Source organism: Shewanella sp. SR43-4 (assembly GCF_014163845.1).
Taxonomy (GTDB): Bacteria; Pseudomonadota; Gammaproteobacteria; order Enterobacterales; family Shewanellaceae; genus Shewanella; species Shewanella vesiculosa.
The window spans coordinates 1-16,392 of record NZ_JACJEB010000016.1 but is presented as its reverse complement, the minus strand read 5'-3'; the positions used below and the strand labels follow the sequence as shown (position 1 = coordinate 16,392).

Here is a 16,392-nt window from a genome sequence, read left to right as displayed (position 1 = left end):
CCCTTTAACCGGAAATCGTACTATGAATGAATTAACCTATCGGCCTTGTATCGAGACAAGATCATTAGGGCACCAAGGGTAAAAATAAAACTGCCAAAAGACAATAATAAACGCATAGCAAACAAGGTACTATCCGTTTGATTGCCTGCTAAACTGGCATCAAAACCGACTAAATTGAGTAACTCACCAGACCCTAGCATTGCCAACACTAAACTCATGCTGATCACTGTATGGTGACGACTGACTAAATAAGGACTGATATCTTGACCTGTATCGCGCCCCAGTTCAGTGAGCATATTGGGTATAATACAGGTCATCGCCGTCCAAATAGCGGCACCAATCACAGCATCAATCCACAAAGCCCAATAACCATATGGCGTATACACATACCATTTGAGTAAACAGCCAAAAACCGTAAATACGAGTACTCTTTGTAATGTTACCACAGCACCCCATTGTTTAACGCCATGGGCGAGTATGGGTAAATACAAGGCTCCCGCTATCGCATAGCCACTCGATAACGCACCTTTAAGCATTGAGCCTTCGGTCACGTCACCTGCAGACATAAAATATACCAGCAAGTAATAGTCAAAACTGATACAAATCCCCACAGCGCCAAACTGCAATGCCGAGATCCACAGTAATTGGTTAACCTGCCGGCGAGTATGCACGCTCAAGGTTGGCGCCATATCTGTTGCGATTTTCATCCGGCTATCGCCTAATCGCACTCGCTCAGGGGCGAATTGCCAAGCCACCAAAGTACATAAACTGCCGATTAAGCCTAAGCCCACCAGCCAGCCTATTATTCTCACACCACTAGTAGCATCAGTAAATAAAGTTAACTGAGTTAATGGAAATAACCAAAAGTACAACACCGCGGCAATCTTTTCAAACAAGGTAATACGACTAAATATCCCTTGCCCATCATCACTTATCAAGGCCAAACGAAAGGCCAATAGCTTCAAGGTGAGGATCAGTACTGTCATGGATAGGCTATAGCACAAACATAACATCACTAAGACAGCCCACTGCCAAGCCATAGGCCAATCTGCTGGGACCATCCACAATAGGCCAAATAACAAAGCGGTTACCCAACCACAGGTTAATATTATCCGCCGCTCGGTCCACAATTGTCGCTGCAACAGCGACATAATTCGTCCCGAAAGCATTGCACCACAAACGATAGGTAAACTCAGCAAAGCGCCTAAGAGTAAAGGGTCTAAGCCGCGCAGCATTTGATAATAGGGTAAGGCTAACGCCACAACCCCTTGCTGGGCGATAAACGCCGCAAAAAAGCCTGCACCAAGCACCCACTGAAGGTACTTTTTAGGAGCTAAATCTAGGCTTTGGCATACTGCATCACTCGCAGAATTATCTTGTTGCTGATGCCTGTAGCCCTTACTCGCGCGGCTTATCGATATAGCACTTACCTCTTAATTAAATTTATTTCAGACAAGACAATATTATGGCCTTTGTCCCGCGCCTTTATCTCATAATCCTTTGCCACAAACCCCAGCTGCACACCTTGTAATTTCCCTAGCGCCTCAGCGTCGAATCTATAGGGTTCAGAATGAGGATAATTCATCGGCATAAACATGGGATAAGCCTTTGTTAATACCGTCGGCATTGGCGATAAATCAGCTAATGGTATGCTAATAGACTGCCACCCAGCTTGCAATGTAACAACCGCGCCATAGGCTAGTCCATCCTCGTTTAACAGCGCAACAGACACATGTTCATTGGCTTGGTCTGCATAGATTCGCAGCTGAACGGTATTGTATCCCTTCAGGGAATGTTGAGAAAGCGCATTATCTTTGGCTGATGAGATACGTACGAGCATATTATCAGCTTCTGAACCTGTAGCAGATGTCAGCAGATTTGGGAGATAAAGTTGCAATCCAAGTCCTTGATCGCGCACGCCACTTTGGAAACGCCATTCACTACGGCCATTTTGTGGATAAATTAAGTTATCTCTATCGAGCGTGGCATTAAACAAGCTGACCGGAGTGCCTTTAGCACGCCACTCAAATTGATAAAAAGCTGCGCCACTGCGCTTCACAAAATCCCATTCATTTGGATTTCCCTCAGCATGACCTGGAAAGCTTGTTTGATCAGCAGCTTGAGTCACCACAAAAGCATATTCAATCGCCCCAGTGCGCTGCCAGTTTTTGACATCAGTGAGGGTTTGGAGATAGAGACTGCCATGGGCTTGCATCGGATACACCTTAAACTCACTATCACCAAGATAGCGCACATAAAGCTCAACCTTATCTATCGCTTTTGCGTCCATCACACTGGTGCTAAAGGAGAGCGCATCCCCCTGATTCAGCGCCTGCACATTCTGGTGCACTAAGCCTAAGGTTTGATGCGGCATAGGCGGCAGATAATAATGGTCATCAACCTTGCCCTGCTTTGATGCAAGTAACGATTTATCCTTAGCGAGTAAATACTTGCCAGGCGTTAACTGCACTGTGCCTTTGCTGGCTTGTAGCGAAGCGCTATTACCTTGGTTGATACCTTGCAGCCAATAATGCTGGCCTAAATCCGACAGAGCCAGATTAAAATGTCGCGAGGCTTGATACAAACGGACGGCTTCACGTTTTAAGCTCGAATTCTGATGTGGATCAGATAACACTAAGGCATCGGGATACACTTCTAATTGCCATAAACCATCAGAGATCTTATCTAAAAAGTAGCTACCATTGCCGTCATAGTTAACAATCGCAGAACTGCCAACGCCAGCGATATGCTCAAGCTTTTTAGGCGCTTGTGGCTTTTCATCTGTGTTATTACTGTAATAAAAACGCGCTGGCTGATTTAATACACTGACATCGTGGCCATAATCTAAGCTCACGTCAGCAAAGTGATTACTTTGCGGATAAGCACCGCCCTCAAAACCGCGAGGAACTTGTCTAAATACCTCACCGGCAATCAAAAAGCTGATGGCTTTTGACGGAGTGTAAAGTAGATTAAGAAAATGGGTATTGTAATCAGCATTGCTGCCCGCAATGACTGCCGGATCGTAGGCAAACTGAGTCGCCCATTGGAATCCAGCCTCGCGAAAACTGCGTGCCATTGCTGGATACATGACACTGGCAGTTACATCTGCGGCATCAAACTCATAAATCATTTTCGCCTTCGTCTTACAGGCCGCAATATCGGCGAAGGGATTGGTGTAATGGGCAACATTGACCAGAGTATTACTGTTAATCCGGCTCATTTTTACTAGCCCAGTCGGATACCACTGATAGGCAATTCCATCGATATTAGAATCGCATACCGCTTTTGCAAAGGCTGGGTTGTCGCCCTGCTCGCTAATGTTATAAAACAGCGGTTTCGTTACGCCACTGTCATGGCTCACCTTAATTAAACCATCGATATAGCTTTGACTCTGATAAACATCGCCATGGTGACTCGGCTCGTTAAACAATTCAAAGGCAATAATGTTGGCATCCTGACCATAGGTCACACCACTATAACTATTCTTATGAGCAAAGAATTGTTTCAGATAAGTGTGCGTTGCCGTAATAGCCTTAGGCTCGGTATTCATCTGCGCTTTAGTAAAGCCATTAGCAAATCCTTGAGTCTCAGTATCCGGCGCAGGATAACCATTACCCCACCACGCAATCGGGGTAATAATGGCGCGAATACCATTAGCGGCAAGCTTATTCAGTAAATAATCCAGCAGTTCTAGATGAACATTATCGACTAAATTCCCTTTTACATCGGAAACTTCTCTGTCGAAGACATGCACACGATAGCCCGTCACCCCAAGACGCTTAAGATGCGCCACATCCATATCGATAGCGGCGTGCATGTCAACACCGCTATTAACCATAGCACGGTAGGTAAAGGCAAATGGCGCAGAGTAATTCACGCCAAAGTGACGCACTTCACTGCCATCGTCTAGGTACAACACTCCGTCTTCAACCTTCGCATCAGCCGCAAAAACACTCGCGCTCAATAACGGTAACAAAGGTGATAACGCAAGCACTGCTGCTAATTTGGTGAGTAATTTCATGCACAATTCCTTTTATTCTTCACTGTAGCCCGAAGGATTTTGACTTTGCCAACGCCAAGTATCCTGCATCATCTGGGTGAGATTGCGTTTAGCTTGCCAACCTAGCACAGTGCTGGCTTTATCGGCATTGGCCCAAAATGCAGCGAGATCGCCCGCGCGACGTGGCGCTATCTCATAGGGAACAGGCACACCACTCGCCTGTTCAAAGGCAGCGATAATGTCCAGCACTGACACACCTTGACCCGTTCCTAAGTTGAACGCTTCAATGCCACGCTGCAATGGATGGTCTGCCAACCAATTAAGCGCCGCCGTATGGCCTTCGGCTAAATCCATCACATGCAGATAATCCCGTAAACAGGTGCCATCTTGCGTTGGATAATCACCACCAAAGACACTTAAATGGGCGCGGCGACCCACTGCGACTTGGGCTAAATAAGGTAATAAATTATTCGGGATCCCCTTAGGATCTTCGCCTAAGTTACCGCTTTCGTGAGCACCGATAGGATTGAAATAACGTAGGGATACGCCCCTGAATTCAGGGTTAGCGGCCGCATAATCGGCCATAATGCGCTCGACCATCACCTTAGTCGCACCATAGGGGCTCGAAGGAGACCCTAGCGGCATTGACTCAAGATAAGGCACGATCGCCAGCTCACCATAGACTGTCGCCGATGAACTAAAAATAAAATCAGTGACTTGATGACGCTGCATGGCCTCAAGCAAACACACACTGCCGTGTACGTTGGTTTGATAATAAGCCAGCGGTTTTTGGGTTGATTCGCCAACCGCTTTAAGCGCAGCAAAATGGATCACCGCATCAAATTGATGCGCCTCAAACACCGCATCTAATGCTGCTTCATCGCGAATATCGCCACGGACAGACTCAATATGTTTGCCCGTCATCTCTTCAATTCGCGCTAACGGCACCTCACTGGCATTACACAAGTTATCAAACACCACCACTTGGTGGTCCTGTTGTAATAATGCCAAAACGGTATGCGAACCTATGTAACCTGCGCCACCTGTCACTAATACTTTCATCGTGTTACCACCAAGTTGTGTACAGCGCGATTAAAATAATCGCGATAATCGCAGTGTGTAGATTAAAGGATGGCGTGGTCGCAAAAGACACTTGGCTTAAATCCACAGTATTACTTGGCTGCGTTCTTGGGCGCAGTAAAGACACCAACACCCCGAGCCCTAAACACAAAAGGAACACCACGCTCATGCGATCCATAAAAGGCAATGTCGGCCAAGTAAACTTAAGTACAAATGACCCTACGGCGGAACCCAAAGCCGCCGCAATGGCGCCTGCCGGTGACGCTTTACGCCAGAACATGCCCATTAAGAAAATCACCACAATACCCGGCGTAAATACGCCAGTAAATTCCTGAATATATTGGAAGGCTTGGTCAAATTTACCCAGTAACGGCTCCGCCATGATCATCGCAATCACTAGGCTAACTAAGGTTGCCGCCCGGCCCACAAACACATAATGGGTTTGTGATTTAGCCGGTTTGAGATGACGATAGATATCCATAGTGAAAATGGTTGAAATGCTGTTAGTCATCGAGGCCAAAGACGAAACAATTGCCGCCACTAACGCCGCAAACACTAACCCCTTAATCCCAACTGGCATCAGCTCTATCATCGACGGATAAGCTTGATCGGGCGCAGAAAGGTTGGGATATAAAACAACAGCGGCGATACCGGGCAACACCACAATAACCGGTACCACTAGCTTTAAGTAAGCCGCAAATGCCATGCCTTTTTGCGCTTCACGGATATCTTTAGCCGCCAATGCGCGTTGAATAATGTATTGGTTAAAGCCCCAATAACTTAAGTTCATGATCCACATGCCGCCCACCAGCACTGAAATGCCGGGTAAACTCATGTAAGCCGGATTATCACTGCTTAAGATCATGTCAAAATGCTCAGGTAGTTTCTCAGTCAACACACCAAAACCGGCTATCACACCCGCACCATCGGATACAGCATCTAAGGCCAAGTAACTTAAGATCAATCCACCAAACACCAATAACACGACTTGGATGATATCTGTGTAGGCAACGGCTTTTAAGCCACCATAAAGCGAGTATGCCGTTGAAAAAATGGCCAACATCATCATGCCTGTAAACCAATCGATTCCCGTGACCGTTTGAATCGCCAAACCACCGAGCCACAGCACAGCGGTTAAGTTTACAAACACATACACCGCAAGCCAGAATAGCGCCAACACTGTCTTTACTCGGCTATCGAAGCACTGCTCTAAGTACTGCGGCATAGTGAAAATCTTGTTTTTCAAAAAGATAGGCAACATGTACTTACCGACCAATAGTAAGGTAATGGCCGCCATCCATTCATAGGAGGCAATAGCCAAACCTATGGCATAACCTGAACCTGACATACCGATAATCTGTTCGGCTGAAATATTCGAGGCAATCAACGAGGCACCAATCGCCCACCAAGGTAAAGCTTTACTGGCGAGGAAGTAATCTTCAGTATTGCGCTCGTGATTTTTCTCTGAGCGTGAAATCCATAATGCAACCAACAACAAACCAATAGCGTAAATGGCTATGATGGCGATATCGAGTGTAGCGAGCTTCATATTCTGTACTCTTATTATTGTTTTATCTTATGTTAATGCGCTAAACGGCAACGAAGGCCCCATCGACCGCATGGCATAAATAGACATCGGCCTTAAGCCCTGTCGCCGCGTGATAGTCCTCGGCTAATGTGGCAAGCACGTTATCCACATGGCTACGTTCAGTTAGTGCCACTACACAACCGCCGAAACCGCCACCAGTCATACGGGCACCGCCATATTCACCAAGCTTGTCGGCCAACAAGGACACTAGAATATCTAACTGTGAAGTGGTGACTTCAAAGTCATTTTTCAGAGAATCATGTGACTCAGCCATTAATGTGCTGATCTGTGCCATATCGTGACGATTAAGTGCCGCTAACATGTCACAGGTGCGAAGACTTTCACTGATCACATGGTGGGCTCGGCGATAAAGTATCGGTTCGAGATCCGCTTTTGCGGCATTAAGCTCGGCTAAGGTCACATCACGTAATGAGGTTTTACCTAATAAGGCTGCAGCTTGTTCACACTGTTTACGGCGAGTATTGTATTCGCTATCAACTAAGCCACGCTTTACATTGGAATTGACTATGATGATGGCAAGATCTTCAGGCATACGAGCGTATTGAATGTCTAGACTACGACAATCAAGCAACATAGCGTTGTGCTGTTTACCCATGGCAGAAATCATCTGATCCATAATGCCGCAGTTGCATCCCACAAACTCGTTTTCGGCTTGCTGCCCCATCAAGGCTGCTTGTACGCCAGATAAAGGTAAATCATACAGTGCCGCCATGGTCTTTAAGGTCACCACTTCAAATGAAGCCGATGAACTTAATCCCGCGCCGCGTGGCACATTACCTTTGACCACTAAATCGGCACCACCAAAATCTGGTAATGCTTTAGCCAGTGCAATCAAACTGCCGCGGACATAGTTGCTCCACGACGAAACCTTATCAAAAGCGATATCATCGAGGGAAAAACTAATGCGTTCACCATCACAATCCAGCGCAACTACATTGATAGTGCGATCATTTCTTGCTTTACCTGCCATCCAAGTGCCAAAGTTAATCGCGGCGGGTAACACAAAACCACCGTTATAATCGGTATGGTCACCAATCAAATTCACACGACCTGGTGCATGGCTAATTTGTGTCGCAGCATAACCAAAGTGCTCTACAAATGTCTGCTCCAGCAGGGCGATAATGTCCGACTGAGCCACTGTTTGGCTCATCGCATTGATATCATCATTGCTATTATGGGTTAGGTTCAACGTATCTTGATTCATGTTTAAGACTTCATTTTATAGTGAACGGGAGACAACTGACGTAGGCGCTCGGCGGCCTGCTCAGGGGTCAAATCTCGTTGGGCTTCGGCAAGCATTTCGTAGCCAACCATAAACTTACGCACAGATGCGCTACGCAGTAATGGCGGGAAGAAACTGGCATGTAAGCGCCATTCATCATGTGCTTCGCCATCGTATGGTGCACCATGCCATCCCATCGAATACGGGAAGGAACACTGGAACAGATTGTCATAGCGAATGGTAATTTGGCTCAAAATATCTGCCAAGCTGGCCTGCTGACTGGCGCTTAAATCTGTCATACGCTGAATTGCAAAACGTGGCAGTAGTAAAGTTTCAAATGGCCAAGCGGCCCAATAAGGCACAACCACTGCCCAATCTTCATTGCTCACCACCAAACGCTCACAGCTGACAACTTCTTGCTCCACATAATCGGCAAGCAAGGCTGTACCCTGTTGCTTGAAATACTCACTCTGACTTTGTTGCTTGCGCTCTATTAGTGTGGGCAGTTGGGTCTGGGCCCAAATTTGCCCATGGGGATGTGGATTGGAGCAGCCCATAACAGCGCCTTTATTCTCAAACACTTGCACCCAAACATAACGCTGGGATAAATCGGCACACTGACTCTGCCAAGTTTCAATCACTTTAATGATTGAATCAACTGAGAGCTCAGGTAGGGTTTTAGCATGATCGGGTGAGAAGCATATTACTCGACTCTCACCTTGTTCGGTACGCATGCGAAACAGTGGAGAATTTTGTTGAAATTTTGGCGTATCAGCTTTTAACGCAGCAAAGTCATTGGTGAAAACAAACGTATCTGTGTAGCTCGGATTAACCTCACCATTAATACGTGTGTTACCCGAACACAAAAAGCAGCTCGGATCGTGACTCGGCTTTGGCGCGTCATCGACAGCCTCAACTTGGCCTTGCCAAGGACGTTTTGCCCTATGGGGCGACACTAAAACCCATTCTCCCAGCAGCGGATTATAGCGGCGATGTGGGTGTTCAGTCGGATCAAATTCGGGGTTCATGATATTACTCAACTCATTCATGGTATTAGAATTTCAACTCTGCAGTTAAAGGTGTAACGGCATTTTCAAGGTTGAAACTTGCTCGCAAGTGCGCGCCTTTGGCGCCGTTATGTACTCGAACTAAAGCCGTAGCAACGCCTTTTTCAGTCACTATCGCTTCAGGGTTAAGTACCTCAATAGCGCTATCGGCTTCAAAGCTGACGACTTTGCCATTCATAGGAACGGTGGTGCCATTAGTATCAACTAATCTGACATTGACAAATAACACATCACTGCCAGTAGGATTAACAGGTACACCTGCGGTATCGAGTGAAATCTCAAGGGCGTGAATCGCTTCTGGGGTGCTAACACTGTGGGTTGCGACTAATTTATTGCCAATAAAAGCCTTCGCACTCAACTTTCCGGCCTCAAAACGTGGCAGATGAAAAGTAAAGGGTGGATGAAGCAGCTTGTCTGTATTCGCGCCGTTATCGGGCGTTTGACGGGCAATTAATTTGCCATTTAACCATAACTCGACGGCATCCGCGTTACTAAAAACCCGAACATTTGGCGAAGAGTCCGCTTGCCAATCTGAAGCGATATACACCATAGGTCCGGCATTGTATTGGGTTGACGTTAACGCCGGATCACGCTGACTTTGGAACAGGTAATAACTGAACTTAGGCTGACGATAAATACTCATAATGCCAGATGCTTCTAAGTCATTGGCATAGCCACGGTTATAGTCAAACATCACCCAATAACCATCAGCAAACGCTGGAGTGTGAAGATTATCGTTATGCGCTTCCTGTAGGTTCATCGCTTGTTGTAAAAGACGTTTCTCACCCGCACCGAGTAACTGACGACTGGTGCGTTCATCATCTTTTAAATCAGCCCATGACTGTTGGTTAAGACCCGCATTTTGCGCATAGTATTCCCAGTCACCGTACTCAGACACATTGTACGGCTGAATAGGTGTTTGATAATGCTGCATTCTATGTTGACGTGCTTGTAAATAGATATCGTATTGAGTCTGCCAACCTGCAGACATAGCACCAGGTAACTCCGCCTGAATAATACCTTTTAAATGCTCAATAAACGCCAGTGGCATCTCAGTTTCATTGAGCGAACATTCCCATGCTAATACGCTGGCATGATTGCGATCACGACGTATTAAATCTTTGCAAGATTGGTACGTTTGCTCAGCAAATGCTAGATCTGGAGAGTAATACTGCCAACCTAATATGTCATCAATCAGCACTAAACCTAATTCATCTGCAGCATCCATGAAAGCTGGTGAATGGGGATAGTGAGATAAACGGACATAATCAAATCCAGCCTCTTTAATTTTGATCGCATCCCGGTAATCAGCCTGATTTGAGGTGGCATAACCGACATGGGGATAATCTTGATGACGATTAACACCGCGTAAAAAATAGGGTTCACCATTAATCAGCAACTCATGCTTAGCATTAAAGGCGAACTCACGAATTCCAACGTTATTATTGCTTCGCTCAAGCAAGGTTTTACCTTGCCAAAGTTCAGTATTTAATTGATAAAGATTTGGATGAGTTGGATGCCACAGCTTTGGTTTTTTAACCGTTAGGCTCTGGTCAAAGACTTGCTGGCTATTGGCAGCTAAAGTGTAGCTTTGCGCTGTTGTTGCAACCGCTTTACCGTCGAACTCAAGCACCTGTTTTAAGGTGAAGTTAGCCGGTTTACTACCTTGATTACGGATATCGGTCTGAACGGCCACACTTGCCTTAGCCTTATTGTCTATCTTGCTCGAAATCAGTAAACCGCCACGATTAGGTAAATTAGTCAGCATCTCATCACTGACGTGCAGTGGCGCTTTAATGAATAAGTTAACCTCGCGGTATAAACCGCCATAGGTATTAAAGTCGAGTAATTGTAGCGGTTTAGGACCAGTTGTTGGATTATCGTTATTGTCTAACTCCACCCTTAACTGATTGTCAGCCCCGTAATTTACTGCAGTTGATATATCAATACTGAATGGCAGATAACCACCTAAATGCTCACCTATTGGCTTATCATTTAACCACACTCGAGTGGAGTTCATTGCGCCTTCGAAACGTAGGTAAAGACTTTGTCCTTGCCACGATTTAGGGGCATTGAATTGCTTTTGATACAGAGCAATACCCTGCCATTGGTCATTAACCAACAAAGGTTCAAGCTTAGGAGTATGGGGTAAACTCACCTTTTCCCATGCTTTAGCTTCAGGCTGAAACACGGTTGCGTGTGCGGGTGACTTTTGGAATTGCCAATCCTCATTGAACGACAGTTTGATAGCAGTCTGCGCCTTTGGCGAAGCCTGCACTTGCACACTGGGGAAACACAGTAATACAATTGCAAACAACAACTTGAAATACATACCAAGGTACCTTATAAACGGAATAAACCAAAAACTAGAAATCCCGGTAGTGAAAAATGAACCAAGGCGCTCACATAAGTGAGCGCTTCAGTTATGGTCACATAGAGAGCGTAAAGCCCAACACGTAACGGCGACCCCACTCTGCATTTTCTGCTACACGGGTTTTATCGTTGTCCCAATAACTTGTTGACGCTTCGTTAGTCAGGTTTTGCCCCTGTAACATCACTTTAAAGTTATCAGTGAACTGATATGAAATACTCGCATCTACAGTAGCTTGGGCATCATATAAGGAGATTTCGCTTGGATCCCAGCTATTGATCCCAGTGTATTCACTACGGTAGTCATAGCCTACTCGTGCTTCAAACCCTTCCTTGTAATACCACAAGGTCACGTTACCGACATTTTTAGATAAGCCTGCTAAAGCATATGGATTATCCTGTGGTGTGAATTCTTCCACTTCTGAATCAGTGAAGGAATAGTTAGCGTAAATGCCTAAACCATCAAATGGTGCCGGTAAGAAATCAAAGCCCTGTTGGTATAAGACTTCAAACCCTTTAATTGCACCGCCATCGCCATTGACTGGGCCGCTATATTCATAGGCGACACCATCCAAGGTTTTAGTGCTGGTCGCAATACCAATATGGCTCTGCATGTCTTTATAGAATAAAGACACTGTCATAGCACCACTGTCAGAGAAGTAATACTCGTAGCCAAGATCTACCTGATTGGCAATATATGGATCTAGCTCAGGGTTACCACCAGAAGCGGTATTTGGCGTTACTGTAGTATCGATTGAAAAACCGGTACGCATTTCAATCAACGGAGGACGTGACATAGTACGTGCTAAGCCGAAGCGTATTTGTGAATCATCAGTTATATTAAACAACAAGTTAAGTGATGGCAGCACTTCTGTGTATTCATGATCAATACTCGCAGAACCTAAAGAGCCATCAAGCAATTGCTCATAACCTTCTGATGTTGAGCGAGTATTTACAACACGAACGCCAATATTGCCCGAATAAGGTGTATCGCCCCATTCACTGTTGATATTTAACATCACATAGGCAGCACTGTTCTTTTCAGTTAAATTCCAAGATGCGAGCTTATCGGCGCTGTTTTGCAATGCATAATCAGCACTACCAAGCCCACCAAACGCATCATGTGCGACTTTATCCCAATCCTTTAATGCGTAAAGGTTAGGCACCTTATAGCCACCACCAAGAGCATAGCTTGTGCCGTAATTAGTTAAGCCATTATCAGCAACAACGGCTTTCTGCCAGTCTATGACACGGTTTTCCTTCTCGCGATCTGAATAACGTATACCGAAGCTTAATTGTTGAAAAATTCCCCAATCGACATAACGCTCAAAGTCTACACGGGTATTCACCATTTGATCCGACAGGTCGCGGTCATTATCGCCGATCATACCAATATTTTGTTCTTCCCAAACACCGGGTGCCGTCTCAACCCATTCCATGGCCCCTAAGGTGTAATAATCTGGATTAGAGATGTCTATTGCACTTAACCCTTCCGCCGAATTATCATGCACTTCAGCGCTGAAACTATTACCATCGGCCACACTCCAACCTAAATCATAACTAGGGCCGTTGTAGCTAGAGATAATATCAACCCATACAGAATCGATTTGTGCTTTAGAAAAACCGACATCCGCTTTAATGCGCCATATATCGCCTTCCCATACCGCATTCAATCCTGTACTCAACAACTCGTTTTCTTGGAACCAAGTTGCGTTATGCACCTCATGGTTTGCATAGGCTAACCCGCCTCCAACAAGCTGTTCACTACCGTCGGCCTTTGTGATGATCTCGGGCTGAGCTGCAGAATTGTTATAATTCCAATTTTTACTGCTTTGATAATTTCCTAAGTCATTGAAGTACATTTGATCTTCACGTTCTTCAATTTTAAACTTTGAATAAAACAGATCGTATTTTAGCTTTAGTTTATCAGTCGCCTGCCACTCTAGGATCCCCATAGAGCCTAAGCGTTTATTGGTACCAACTTTATCACCTGACTGTGCGCCCCAAGGTGCAGACTCTTGGATACCATTATCGTTAATATCGCCTCTATCAGCGCCATTATTGTAATTCCAACTTTTAGTACCACGTTGTACTGAAGGCTGATCCTGATAAGCAATACCGAAGGCATAACCTAAGTTATCGGTAATGTTATCAACGATACTAAAGCTCAATTTAGAGCCATTGGTTTGCCCATCTGGCAATTCATCAGCCAGATCGTAGTACATACCATTAGCGCTTAATGTTACTTTACGTTCGCTTTGCGCTAATGGACTGACAAAATCCATATTCACTAAGCCAGAAATACCGCCTTCAACATTACTGGCCGTTGGACTTTTATACACTTGAACCGAATTAATCAATTCAGCAGGAAATTGTTCGTAGCGCACATCACGACTTGGCTCACCACTAACAATCTCACGGCCATTCAAAGTGGCCATATTTAACCGAGGCCCCATACCACGAATTGAAATACGACTTGCGTTACCACGATCGCGATCGGCAGCCACCCCAGGCAGACGAGCAAGAGCGTCAGTAATAGTCACATCAGGCATATTGCCAAGATCATCGGTAGAAATTGTTTCGACTGTTTGTGATGAAGTACGTTTGCTAAACAGCGATTGTTTTAGAGTTGAGGCAAACCCCCTAACTTGTATTACCTCAACTTTTTCTTCGGCAGTAGCTGTAGCAGCAACCTCTGTTGTTTCTTTTTTAGTATCATCTTCCGCAGCAAAAGCATGAGTTACATAGCATAAAGGGAGCAATGCAACTGCGACTTTACTGAGTTTGAATATATTATTTTTCATTATCTTATCCATTCTCTTAACATTTATTTTTATAGAGTAGAGAGCGCGACAACCATTTTGTTAACTAGATGTATCCATCTAGCAGATATTTTATAACACCAAGGGTAAACGTTTTCCACAAAAATTTGCACAATTATGGGTAAAAAAAGGGTAAAACTATGTTTTTAAATGGATTAAAATTTATTGTAAATTAAGAGGATTTGCGTATTTTGCTCTAATATCGGGCATTAACCCAATGGAGTGCATCAAGATAGCGCAAATGAACTAAAAGAAATAAAGGGAAAAGGAACTAAATAGTGTTATAGAAAAGATTTACTCACCGAGTAATATAGGAAGAGTTAACTTGCTCAATCTTAAAAGGATAAATTGAATATTGCAGACTGAAATCAGAGTGCGGATTTGCCAGGAAAAAATAGCAACGGAAAAGACAAAGGCCTAGCATTTCTGCTAGGCCTTCTAAATTTGGCAGGGGTGGCAGGACTCGAACCCGCAACCATCGGTTTTGGAGACCGCTGTTCTACCAATTGGAACTACACCCCTGTTGACGAGGGGCATTATGCTAAACCCCCTTCCAAAGGTAAAGTACTTTTTCAAATAAAGTGCTCAATTGCAGTTTTTTCACACAAGTAAGCCGTTCAAAGGCATTTATGAGTAGCTTATGCTTTTACAGGATGCCAGTGGGCATTGATTAATTTCGATTGTGATATGGCTAAGTTGCGAAAACTTACTTTCAAGTTGTTGCTTTAATTGCACAGCATCAATGTCACTATGGACTAGTAACGAGACAATCGCAGCATAATGTTCAGCGCTTACCTTCCAAATATGAAGATCAGTAACAATAACGCCATCATGCTCGAGGAAGTGTTTTATTCGTGACTTCTTGTCCAACCCGATTGAATTATCAAGCAAGATTGGACTCGTTTGCTTCATTAACCCCCATGCCCAACGTGTAATAATCACTGCGCCAACTATACCCATAACAGGATCGAGGAATGTCAGTCCCATATATTTACCAAAGACTAGCGCCACAATGGCTAAAACAGACGTTAAAGCATCTGCAAGAACATGGAAATAAGCAGCTCTTAAATTATGATCATGATGATGTACTGGCTCATGCTCATGCTCATGCTCATGCTCAGCGTGATGATGATCTTTCAATAAAAATACACTAACAATATTGACTGTAAGACCGATAAAAGCAACAAAGATAGCTTGGTTAAAATAGATTTGTTCTGGATTGATAATTCTAACTAATGATTCAACTAACATTATCAATGCAACCATACCTAAAGCGATGGCACTGGTGAAGCCCCCCAGAACACTAACTTTACCGATACCGAAAGAAAACTGGGGGTTATCAGCATTTTTGCGGGAATATCGATAGGCAAATAAAGTAATCATAAATGCTGCAGCATGTGTACCCATATGCCAACCATCAGCCAATAATGCCATTGAACCATAAATGGAGCCGGCAATAATCTCAGCTAACATAGTAATAATGGTTAAAATAAGTACGTAAAGGGTATTCCGCTCACCATCAGAGTTCTGATGACTGAATTGATGATGGTGTTGCCATTGTTTTACTGGATGAGATTGAGACGTCATTGAGGCACTTAGATGAGCAAATTAGAGTGACATTATCTATGTATTATCGATTAAATATCAAGTCAAAAGCATATTAAGTCGTATCCCATTTGCATAAACAACAACAGTAATTGTTTCTATTGATACATGAATCAATTAATGAGGAACATATCGACCTAATGCTGATCTCACGCTTTTTAACATATCAAATAATAGACACAAAAGCATTAGCGATATAATGGCGATCTGTCTGGCACTCATTTAAGTTATTAAGTCGCCTAGAAATGACCTACTCTCTCAAGGGTATATCGATCATAGTTATTTTTTACTGTGTTACGCACATTAATACCCTATAAACCAAAATCTCGACTAACTACAAAATGAAGAACTATTTATGTAATAGCGGGCCATTTCACGACTCTTTCAAGTCAATTAGGTGCCTGAAAATGACCTACTCTGACATGGGCATATCATCCACACTGACTAATTGCTTAGGTTTAAGACACAAAACAAAAAGGCCACCCTATTAAGGTGGCCTTGCTGTTTTATTTGGCGCCTGGAAATGACCTACTCTCGCATGGGGAGACCCCACACTACCATCGGCGATACTGTGTTTCACTTCTGAGTTCGGAATGGGATCAGGTGGTGCCACAGCT

At 44.4% G+C, this 16,392-nt stretch carries 9 protein-coding genes, 1 tRNA gene and 1 rRNA gene; all 11 read right to left on the bottom strand.

The window, feature by feature from the left end:
* Positions 1-20 precede the first annotated feature (20 nt).
* The gene (locus H5123_RS16280) at positions 21-1,310 is read right to left on the bottom strand and encodes an MFS transporter (protein WP_182698655.1); all 1,290 of its coding nucleotides are present in this window, start codon (positions 1,308-1,310) and stop codon (positions 21-23) included.
* Positions 1,311-1,426: 116 nt separating this feature from the next.
* Complete coding sequence (locus H5123_RS16275) at positions 1,427-4,021, bottom strand: hypothetical protein (RefSeq protein WP_182698654.1); 2,595 nt, start codon at positions 4,019-4,021, stop codon at positions 1,427-1,429.
* Between the two features lie 12 nt (positions 4,022-4,033).
* Entirely contained in the window at positions 4,034-5,062 is a 1,029-nt protein-coding gene (galE, locus tag H5123_RS16270; RefSeq protein WP_182698653.1) for a UDP-glucose 4-epimerase GalE, read from the bottom strand.
* Positions 5,063-5,066: 4 nt separating this feature from the next.
* The gene (locus H5123_RS16265; RefSeq protein ID WP_182698652.1) at positions 5,067-6,629 is read right to left on the bottom strand and encodes a sodium:solute symporter family transporter; all 1,563 of its coding nucleotides are present in this window, start codon (positions 6,627-6,629) and stop codon (positions 5,067-5,069) included.
* Positions 6,630-6,669: 40 nt separating this feature from the next.
* Entirely contained in the window at positions 6,670-7,893 is a 1,224-nt protein-coding gene (gene galK, locus H5123_RS16260) for a galactokinase (RefSeq protein ID WP_182698651.1), read from the bottom strand.
* A 2-nt stretch (positions 7,894-7,895) separates the two neighbouring features.
* Positions 7,896-8,939 (bottom strand): UDP-glucose--hexose-1-phosphate uridylyltransferase, encoded by a 1,044-nt coding sequence (locus H5123_RS16255; protein WP_182698650.1) that lies wholly within the window; start codon positions 8,937-8,939, stop codon positions 7,896-7,898.
* 25 nt (positions 8,940-8,964) lie between these two features.
* Entirely contained in the window at positions 8,965-11,310 is a 2,346-nt protein-coding gene (locus H5123_RS16250; protein WP_182698649.1) for a glycoside hydrolase family 2 TIM barrel-domain containing protein, read from the bottom strand.
* 97 nt (positions 11,311-11,407) lie between these two features.
* Entirely contained in the window at positions 11,408-14,152 is a 2,745-nt protein-coding gene (locus tag H5123_RS16245) for a TonB-dependent receptor (protein ID WP_182698648.1), read from the bottom strand.
* A 463-nt stretch (positions 14,153-14,615) separates the two neighbouring features.
* Positions 14,616-14,692 (bottom strand) — tRNA-Trp (locus tag H5123_RS16240).
* A gap of 105 nt (positions 14,693-14,797) precedes the next feature.
* Positions 14,798-15,757: a CDF family Co(II)/Ni(II) efflux transporter DmeF gene (dmeF, locus tag H5123_RS16235; RefSeq protein ID WP_182698647.1), complete on the bottom strand. Its 960-nt coding sequence runs from the start codon at positions 15,755-15,757 to the stop codon at positions 14,798-14,800.
* Between the two features lie 533 nt (positions 15,758-16,290).
* Positions 16,291-16,392: ribosomal RNA gene (gene rrf, locus H5123_RS16230) — 5S ribosomal RNA — on the bottom strand; the annotation flags it as partial.

What these genes read in the sequence shown, in the direction of transcription:
- H5123_RS16275 (WP_182698654.1), bottom strand. Translation starts at nt 4,021, where the DNA reads ATGAAATTACTCACCAAATTAGCAGCAGTGCTTGCGTTATCACCTTTG.
- galE (WP_182698653.1), bottom strand. Translation starts at nt 5,062, where the DNA reads ATGAAAGTATTAGTGACAGGTGGCGCAGGTTACATAGGTTCGCATACC.
- H5123_RS16265 (WP_182698652.1), bottom strand. Translation starts at nt 6,629, where the DNA reads ATGAAGCTCGCTACACTCGATATCGCCATCATAGCCATTTACGCTATT.
- galK (WP_182698651.1), bottom strand. Translation starts at nt 7,893, where the DNA reads ATGAATCAAGATACGTTGAACCTAACCCATAATAGCAATGATGATATC.
- H5123_RS16255 (WP_182698650.1), bottom strand. Translation starts at nt 8,939, where the DNA reads ATGAACCCCGAATTTGATCCGACTGAACACCCACATCGCCGCTATAAT.
- H5123_RS16250 (WP_182698649.1), bottom strand. Translation starts at nt 11,310, where the DNA reads ATGTATTTCAAGTTGTTGTTTGCAATTGTATTACTGTGTTTCCCCAGT.
- H5123_RS16245 (WP_182698648.1), bottom strand. Translation starts at nt 14,152, where the DNA reads ATGAAAAATAATATATTCAAACTCAGTAAAGTCGCAGTTGCATTGCTC.
- dmeF (WP_182698647.1), bottom strand. Translation starts at nt 15,757, where the DNA reads ATGACGTCTCAATCTCATCCAGTAAAACAATGGCAACACCATCATCAA.